Origin of the sequence: Paracoccus sp. (in: a-proteobacteria) (genome assembly GCF_047973135.1) — a bacterium.
Classification (GTDB): Bacteria; Pseudomonadota; Alphaproteobacteria; order Rhodobacterales; family Rhodobacteraceae; genus Paracoccus.
In genome coordinates, this window is sequence record NZ_JBKEBL010000269.1 from 1 (window position 1) to 8,693 (window position 8,693).

Genomic DNA, 8,693 nt, shown 5'->3' on the forward strand with positions numbered 1-8,693 from the left:
AACTGCCGCCCTTTTGGCCGCCAACGCTGCCAGCGCCGACCCGATCGAGGGAATCTGGCAGACACAGCCCGACAACGGATTCTTCGCCCGCGTCAGCATCACCCCCTGCGCAAAGGCCTTTTGCGGCACCATCGCCAAGACCTATCGCGACGACAAGGAGGTCAGCTCGCCCAATATTGGCAGGCAGATCCTGATCGACATGGTTCCCGACGGCAACGGCGGCTATCAGGGCCGCCTCTGGCGTCCCTCGAATAACAAGGTGTATATCGGCAAGGCCAGGCTCAGCGGCAACAGCATGAGCCTGTCGGGCTGCGTGGCAGGCGGATTGCTGTGCAAAAGCCAGACCTGGTCGCGGGTCAAGTAAACGCGCCTGCGCACCTCGCCCGAAACGCGTTGTCTTCGCGCAATATGTCACCCGCGCGGCACCCTGCCCGCTATTGCGGAAAGGCTGGATGCGGCGTTTGCGCCGCATTGATACCGGGCTTTTGCAGTGTCGCGGCGGGGTGCCCGCCGTCCAGCCCTCGCCCCGACGGCAGCAATATCCGCGCCTCCGGCCCTTTGGAACGGTCGTTTGTCGGGACAGTTGGCACAGGATAGCGGATAGATGACCCTGCCCGGCTGGCGTGGGTCATCCGGCGGCGGGAAATAGTCCGGACGCGGCAACGGAGAGATGGGAAACCTCTGCAATTCGGGGGTTCCCATGAAACATAACACATCACCCTGCGGAAACCCCTCGCCGCTTCAGGTGATTACGTTGAGCCGGGCCAGTCGATCGGATCCCGGCCCTGTTCGGTCAGCCAGGCATTGATGCGGCTGAAGGGGTGACTGCCGAAAAAGCCGCGCCGGGCGGACAAGGGCGAGGGGTGGGCGGTGGCGATCCGCAGATCCTGTGGGCGGGGCAGGCCCGCCACTGCCTTTTGCGCATGTGCCCCCCACAGAAGAAAGGCTATCGGGCCGTGGCTCTGGGCCTTGGCGATGGCCTCGCGGGCCAGCCGGTCCCAACCCCATTCGGCATGCGCCCCCGCCGCGCCCGGCAGCACCGAAAGCGAGGTATTCAGCAACAGCACCCCCTGCCGCGCCCAATGCGACAGGTCGCCAGAGGCAGGCGCGGCACCGATATCATCGCGCATCTCGGTAAAGATATTGCGCAGTGACCGGGGCGGGGCGACGCCGGGACTGACCGAAAAGGCCAGCCCGTTCGCATGGCCCGGCGTGGGATAGGGATCCTGTCCCAGAATGACGGCACGCACGGCCTCGGGCGGGGTGGCCTCCAGCGCCGCGAAAAGCCGCGCGGGGCCGGGCAACCAGCCGTTCGCCTGTTCCAGACGGCTGCGGATAGCGGGCCATTCGGCGCGAAAAAAGGGCAGGCCGGCCCAGGCGTCCGGGGGGGTCATGCCTCGGGCGGGCCGGTCACTTCGGCCAGTTTCGCCAGCCGTGCCTTGGCCGCGCCGCTGTCCAGCGATTCGGCGGCCATGGCCGCCCCTTCTCGCAGATCGGCGGCCTTGCCCGCGATCAGCAACGCCGCCGCCGCGTTCAGCAGCACCGCGTCACGATATGCCCCTGCCGCGCCGTCCAGCAGCGCGCGGAAGGCGGCGGCGTTTCGTGCAGGTTCGCCGCCGATGATTGCCTCGAACGGGTGACGTGGCAGGCCGGCATCCTCGGGGGTGACGGTAAATTCGCGGATCTCGCCGTCTTCCAGCGCGGCGACACGGGTTTCACCGGCGATGCTGATCTCATCCGTTCCGTCGCCGCCATGGACCAGCCATGCCGCATCGCTGCCCAGATCGCGCAGCACCTCGGCCATGGGGCGGATCCATTCGGCGCTGAAGGCCCCGGTCAACTGGCGGCGGACCGAGGCGGGGTTGGTCAGCGGCCCCAGCAGGTTGAACACCGTTCGGGTGCCCAGTTCCGCGCGGGGCGGGCCGACATGGCGCATCGCCGGGTGGTGCATCGGGGCCATCATGAAGCAGATACCGGCGCGGTTCACGGCCTCTTGCGCCGCGGCGGGACCGCTGAGGACATTGATGCCCATCTGGGTCAGCGCGTCGGCGGCACCTGATTTCGACGACAGGTTGCGGTTGCCGTGCTTGGCGACGGGAACGCCCGCGCCTGCCACCACGAAGGCCGTCGCGGTCGAAATGTTCAGTGTGCCCTTGCCGTCGCCCCCCGTGCCGACAATGTCCATCGCCCCGGCGGGGGCGTGGATGCGGTTCATTCGCTTGCGCATGGCGCGGGCGGCAGCGGCGATTTCCTCGACGGTCTCGCCGCGGACGCGCAGCGCCATCAGCAGGCCGCCGATCTGCGCGGGGGTCGCGGCCCCGTCGAACAGGGCGGAAAAGGCGGACTCGGCCTCGGTTCCGGTCAGCGGGCGGGTGGCGGCGATGCCGATCAGGGGGCGGATATCGGTGGTCATGCGGCCCTCTGACGCGGCGAACAGCGGTTCAGGAAATTGCGGATCATCTCGTGCCCATGTTCCGAGGCGATGGATTCGGGATGGAACTGCACGCCCTCGACCGGCAGGTCGCGGTGGATCAGCCCCATGATCGTGCCATCGTCCGAGGTCGCGGTTACGCGCAGGCAATCGGGCAGGCTGCCGGGTTCGACCGTCAGCGAATGATAGCGCGTGGCGCGCAGGGGCGTGGGCAGGCCGGTAAAGACGCCGCTGCCGTCATGGGCGATTCCGTCCACCTTGCCATGCAGGATACGGTTGGCGCGCACGATTCGGCCTCCGAATGCCTCGCCGATGGCCTGATGGCCCAGACAGACGCCGAACAGCGGAATGGCGCGTTCGGAAGCGGCGCGGATCAGGTCGATGCAGATGCCCGCCTGCGCCGGATCGCAGGGGCCGGGCGAGATCACGATGCCGTCAGCCTCGATCGCCATCGCCTCGGCCACGCTGATCGCATCGTTGCGCCGCACGACCACTTCTGCCCCGGCCTCGCCAAGGTAGTGGACAAGGTTCCAGGTAAAGCTGTCATAGTTGTCGATCAGAAGGATCATTGGCGGTCCCTTGGGTTGGGGAAGGTTTCCCCCCGGAAACGGGTCCGTTATAGATGGGCCAAAGCGTGCCGGAGGGTCAAGACCGGCGAGGGGTGACAAAGCATATGCCACGAGGTTTCTGGACAGGTTTATCGCATGGCGCCGGCTTCGGCGTTGTCGCACTGGCGGGGCTTTCGCTGCTGACGCCGCTGCCCCGGCAGGCCGATGAGGCTGCGCCTCCGCCCGACGCGGCACTGACGGATGCGCCACCGGCCGGGGACGAGGGCGAGACTGCTGGCGAAACGCCGGCCGATGGCGGGGCCGGTACGGAAGGCGGGGCAGAGGCCGTTACGGAGGCCGGGGCCGGGACAGAGGCGACGGCAGAGGAACCGGCAGAGACTGCGGAAACCGGGGCCGGGGTTGTGGCCATGCCCCCCGTGCCGCGCCGGGACAGCGAGGGGCGCGAGGGGCGCGAGGGCGATTCTCCGCATACCGCCGAGCTTGGTCTGCCGGTCGGGTCGGAATTCGGGCGTGGCGGCGATATGACGCCGACCCTGCCCGAGCCGTTGCTGGCACCCTCGACCGGGGTCAAGCAGACCGAGGCCCCCGTCGCGCCCGCACCTGCCGCCGAGACTGCCCCCGACGCCGAGACCGACCCGGATTTACGACCCGAAGCGACGGCGCCGGGCGCCTTGCTGATGCCGCCGCTGGATGACATGGCCGATGCCGATCTGCTGCCAACAAGCGATCCGCCCGCAGGTTTCGCGCCGCCGCCTGTGGTGGAACTGCCCCGGATGGCGGGCGTGGGCGAACCCGATTCCCTGCCCCGGTCGCAGCCCGCCGAAGCGATCGCCCTGCCCCCCGCCCCCGAAAACCCGGTCGCCGAAACAAACGCGACCCCGCCCGCAGAGGTTCTGCAACCGCCCATATCGCCGCAACCGCCTGCCGTGGTGCAGGCCGAAACCGATGTGCAGCCTGTGGACAAAGCCGCACCGGAAGCCGCGCCCGGTGATGATCCCGGCACGGATACGGACACAGCCGCCCCGGCCCGCATATCCGCCCCTGCCCCCGATCTGTCGCTGCCTCCGGCCTTGTCCGATCTGGGCCGGTCGCCGGACAACTGAGATGACGGCAATCAACCCGGCACTTGCCGCGACCGTCGCCCCCCCGGTCATGGAGGCGCGGCGCTGGCTGGCCGGGGTCAGCTTTCCGCCCGACCGTCCGTTGCTGAATGTCAGTCAGGCCGCGCCCGTCGATCCTCCGCCCGAGGCGCTGCGCCGTGCCATTGCCGACGCCGCGCTGACCCGGTCCGAGGCGCATCTTTACGGCCCGGTTCTGGGCAACCCTGATCTGCGCGAGGCCCTTGCCGAAAGATTCGGTCGCGCCTATGGCGCACCCGTCGGCCCCGCGCGGGTGGCGATAACCCAAGGGTGCAATCAGGCCTTCTGCGCGGCCATTGCCACGCTGGCCGGTGCGGGGGATCAGGTGATTCTGCCGACGCCGTGGTATTTCAATCATAAGATGTGGCTGGACATGCAGGGCATCGTCACCCGCCCCCTGCCCTGCGGTCAGGGAATGCTGCCCGATCCGGGGCAGGCCGCCACGCTGATCGGGCCGAAAACGCGGGCCATCGTTCTGGTAACGCCCAACAATCCGACCGGGGCCGAATATCCCGCCGCCCTTGTCTCCGCCTTTTACGAGCTGGCCGAAAGGCACGGGCTGGCGCTGATCCTGGACGAGACCTACCGCGATTTCGACAGCCGCGACCATGCTCCGCATGACCTGCTGACGCGGCCCGGCTGGGACCGGACGGTGATCCAGCTTTACAGCTTTTCCAAGGCTTACAGGCTGACCGGCCACCGGGTCGGGGCGATGATCGCCAGCGAATCGCGGCTGGCCGAGGCCGAGAAATTCCTCGACACGGTCGCGATCTCGACCTCGCAGCTTGGCCAGATCGGCGCGCTGTGGGGGCTGACACATCTTCGCGACTGGCTGGCGCGCGAAAGGCTGACCATCCTCGACCGCAGGAACGCGGCAGCGGCGGCGTTGTCCGCCCTGCCGGGGTGGCGGCTGAAAAGCGCGGGGGCCTATTTCGCGTGGGCCGAACATCCCTTTGCGCAGGCTTCGGCCGATCTGGCCCCGCGAATGGTGCGCGAAATCGGCGTTCTGGCCCTGCCGGGAACGATGTTCGTGCCGGGCGACGACCCCTCGGGCGGACGACATTTCCGGATCGCCTTTGCGAATGCCGACAAGGCCGGGATTGCAGAACTGGCAGGGCGGCTGTCGGGCTGGCATCCCTGAAGGCTTGTGGCCGTGGCGCGACCGGCCTAAAGACGGCACTGGGACGATCAGAGGAAATCCGCCGATGAAAAACCTGCGCACGCATGGAAAATCCACCGTTGTCTGGCTGCTGATGGGCATGCTGGTGCTGGGTCTTGGCGGATTTGGCGTCACCAGCTTTACCGGCGGATCGTCGCAGGTGGGCTCGGTCGGCAAGACCTCGATCAGCGCGCAGGACTATGGCCGGGCGCTGCGGTCGCAACTGAACGCCTATCAGCAGCAGACCGGCCAGCCCGTCACCATGGCGCAGGCGCAGTCCATCGGCTTGCCGCAGGCCATTCAGGCGCAACTGTTCATCGCCGCCGCGCTTGAGGAACAGACCCGCCTGCTGGGTATTTCGGTCGGGGATCAGCGCATCGCCGGGGCGATTGCATCCGCCCCCGCCTTTCAGGGTCCGAACGGTCAGTTCGACCGCACTTCTTATGCACAGGTGTTGCGCCGCGAGGGCATGTCCGAGGCCGAATTTGAATCGCAGGTCCGCGTGGACGAATCGCGGATGATCCTGCAACGCGCCGTGACCGGATGGGTCGCCGCCCCCAGGGCAATGATTGACCAGACGGCGGGCTGGTTGCTGGAAAGCCGCGATATCGCCTGGCACGAACTGACCGAAGATCAGTTGCCCGCGCCAGTGACCGAACCCGATGAACAGACGCTGAAGGCATGGCACAAGGCCAATGCCGACCGCTTCACCGCGCCCGAAACGCGCAAGCTGACCTATATCTGGCTGACCCCGGAAATGCTGTCGGATCAGGTAGAGCTGGACGAAACCGCGCTGCGTGCCGTTTATGACCAGCGCCGCGACGAATATCAGCAACCCGAACGGCGCATGGTCGGGCGGCTGGTCTTTCCCTCGATGCCCGAAGCCGAGGCCGCAAAGGCGCGGCTGGACAAGGGCGAGGCACCGTTCGAGGCGCTGGTCACGGAACGCGGGCTGTCGCTGGACGACATTGATCTGGGCGAACTGTCCAAGGATCAGCTTGGCGCGGCAGCCGATGCGGTCTTTGCACTGGATCAACCCGGTGTGGTCGGACCGTTCCAGACCGATCTGGGACCGGCGCTGTTCTCCATGAACGCGATTCTCGATCCGGTGAATGTTCCCTTCGAAGAGGCGCGCGACGATCTGCGGGCCGAGGCGGCGCTGGATCGCGCGGCACGGATGATCGACGACCGCAGCGGCGAATACGAGGATCTGCTGGCCGGCGGCGCCTCGCTTGAGGATATGATCAAGGACACGCCGCTGAAGCTGGGCCAGATCGACTGGTCGGCCGACATGACCGCCGATGAGGGCAGCATCGCCGGGTACGAGGCATTCCGCAAGGCGGCGGCGGTTGTGACAATCAACGATTTCCCGCAGATTGAGCGGCTGGACGATGGTGGCGTCTTCGCGTTGCGGCTGGACGAGGTCGTGCCGCCCACGCTGATCCCCTTTGCCGAGATCCGCGACAAGGTGGCCGAGGACTGGCGCGCGGAAGAGGTTCACCGTCAGTTGCTGGCCCGCGCCGAGGAACAGCGGGTCGAACTTTCGGCGACTGGCCAGCCGTCCGCCCCCGATGCGGTGCCCGCCGAAGGCACTGCCACCACCGGCGCGCCCGGCGCGCCCGGCGCGCCCGCCAATGCGGAGTGGCAGACCGAAACCGGGCTGACACGCGATGGCTGGATCGATGGCGCGCCCTCCGGGCTGGTCTCGGGCGCTTTCGCGATCACCGAACCGGGTGATCTGGATGTGATCAATGCCGACCGGCGGGTCTTTCTGCTGCGCCTGGATGCCATTCACCCCGCCGATCTGGCGGCCGAGGATGCGCAGCGCGTTACCGATGCCGTCGGCCAGCGATTGGGCCAGTCGCTGCAATCGGACCTTTTCGACTATTTCGCACGCGCCGCGCAGTCCAATGCAGGAATTGAACTGAACCAGCAGGCGATCGACGCCATCAACGCGCAGATCCAGTGATGGACCTGTCCCCCGATTTCGCCGCGTTCGAGGCTGCCTGGGCCAAAGGCCGCAATCAGCTTGTCACGATCCGTCTTGCCGCCGATCTGGACACGCCGGTCAGCCTGATGCTGAAACTGGCCGAGGCCGCGCCGCAAAGCTTTATGCTGGAATCGGTAACGGGCGGCGAGGTGCGCGGGCGCTATTCCATTGTCGGCATGAAACCCGATCTGGTCTGGCACTGTCGCGACGGCAAGGCCCGCGTCAACCGCCATGCCCGGTTTTCGGATGAATTTGAACCCGACCAACGCCCGGCGCTGGACAGCTTGCGCGCACTGATCGCCGAAAGCCGCATCGACCCTATGCCCGATGGCGTGCCGCCCGTCGCTGCGGGGCTGTTCGGCTATCTGGGCTATGACATGATCCGGCTGGTCGAACATCTGCCCGACGTGAATCCTGATCCGCTGGACCTGCCCGATGCGATGCTGATGCGGCCTTCGGTCGTGGCCGTGCTGGACGGGGTCAAGGGCGAGGTGACGCTGTGCGCGCCCGCCTGGCACGATGGCGGCAATGCCCGCGCCGCCTATGCCCGCGCCGCCGAACGGGTGATGGACGCGCTGCGGTCGCTGGACCGTCAGCCTTCCGAGCCTCGCGCGCTTGGCCACGATGCCCGGATCGGCGAGCCGGTGTCGAATTTCAGCAAGGCCAACTATCTGGCCGCCGTCGAGGCCGCCAGGGATTACATCCGAGCGGGCGACATATTTCAGGTCGTGCCGTCGCAACGCTGGCGCATGGATTTTCCGCTGCCGCCCTTTGCGCTGTATCGCAGCCTGCGCCGCACCAACCCCTCGCCCTTCATGTTCTTTTTGAACATGGGCGGGTTCCAGATCGTCGGCGCCAGCCCGGAAATCCTTGTCCGCCTGCGCGACGGCGAGGTGACGATCCGCCCCATCGCCGGCACCCGCCCGCGCGGAGCCGACGAGGCCGAAGACCGCGCGCTTGAGGCCGATCTGCTGGCCGATCAGAAAGAACTGGCCGAACATCTGATGCTGCTGGATCTGGGCCGCAACGATGTCGGCCGCGTGGCGAAAACCGGCACCGTCCGCCCGACCGAGCAATTCGTGATCGAGCGTTACAGCCATGTCATGCATATCGTCTCGAATGTGGTGGGCGAGGTGCGTCAGGGCGAGGATGCGCTGTCCGCGCTGCTGGCGGGGCTGCCCGCCGGTACGGTGTCGGGCGCGCCCAAGGTCCGCGCGATGCAGATCATCGACGAGCTGGAACCCGAAAAGCGTGGCGTCTATGGCGGGGCTGTGGGCTATTTCGCCGCCAATGGCGAGATGGACATGTGCATCGCGCTGCGCACCGGAGTCGTCAAGGACGGAGCGCTGTATATTCAGGCCGGCGGCGGCGTGGTCTATGACAGCAACCCCGAAGCCGAGTTTCA

8 protein-coding genes are annotated in these 8,693 nt (G+C 67.2%); 5 read left to right on the forward strand and 3 right to left on the reverse strand.

Going from position 1 to position 8,693, the window contains the following annotated elements; genetic code table 11:
* Positions 1-13 precede the first annotated feature (13 nt).
* Positions 14-364 carry a DUF2147 domain-containing protein gene (locus ACK5L9_RS19915; RefSeq protein ID WP_416913204.1) on the forward strand — a complete coding sequence of 117 codons (351 nt, stop codon included), beginning with the start codon at positions 14-16 and terminating at the stop codon, positions 362-364.
* 385 nt (positions 365-749) lie between these two features.
* Here ACK5L9_RS19915 and ACK5L9_RS19920 read toward each other — a convergent pair whose 3' ends face one another.
* From ACK5L9_RS19920 to ACK5L9_RS19930, 3 genes are read right to left on the reverse strand one after another with little or no spacing between them, the layout of a single operon-like run.
* Positions 750-1,394, reverse strand: a complete 645-nt coding sequence (locus ACK5L9_RS19920; protein ID WP_416913197.1) for a uracil-DNA glycosylase — start codon at positions 1,392-1,394, stop codon at positions 750-752.
* Entirely contained in the window at positions 1,391-2,413 is a 1,023-nt protein-coding gene (trpD, locus tag ACK5L9_RS19925; RefSeq protein WP_416913198.1) for an anthranilate phosphoribosyltransferase, read from the reverse strand. The genes ACK5L9_RS19920 and trpD overlap by 4 nt, the downstream gene beginning before the upstream one ends.
* Complete coding sequence (locus ACK5L9_RS19930) at positions 2,410-3,000, reverse strand: anthranilate synthase component II (RefSeq protein WP_416913199.1); 591 nt, start codon at positions 2,998-3,000, stop codon at positions 2,410-2,412. The genes trpD and ACK5L9_RS19930 overlap by 4 nt, the downstream gene beginning before the upstream one ends.
* Positions 3,001-3,104: 104 nt before the next feature.
* On the opposite strand from ACK5L9_RS19930, the gene ACK5L9_RS19935 reads away from it, so the two are divergent.
* The 4 genes from ACK5L9_RS19935 to trpE form a co-directional block, all read left to right on the forward strand.
* On the forward strand, positions 3,105-4,103 hold the full coding sequence (locus ACK5L9_RS19935) for a hypothetical protein (RefSeq protein WP_416913200.1): 999 nt from the start codon (positions 3,105-3,107) through the stop codon (positions 4,101-4,103).
* 1 nt (position 4,104) lies between these two features.
* Entirely contained in the window at positions 4,105-5,280 is a 1,176-nt protein-coding gene (locus ACK5L9_RS19940; RefSeq protein ID WP_416913201.1) for an aminotransferase, read from the forward strand.
* A 64-nt stretch (positions 5,281-5,344) separates the two neighbouring features.
* A complete protein-coding gene (locus ACK5L9_RS19945) occupies positions 5,345-7,267 on the forward strand; it encodes a SurA N-terminal domain-containing protein (protein WP_416913202.1) in 1,923 nt (640 codons plus the stop codon).
* On the forward strand, positions 7,267-8,693 hold a 1,427-nt coding region (trpE, locus tag ACK5L9_RS19950), incomplete at its 3' end, for an anthranilate synthase component I (protein ID WP_416913203.1). The genes ACK5L9_RS19945 and trpE, both read left to right, overlap by 1 nt.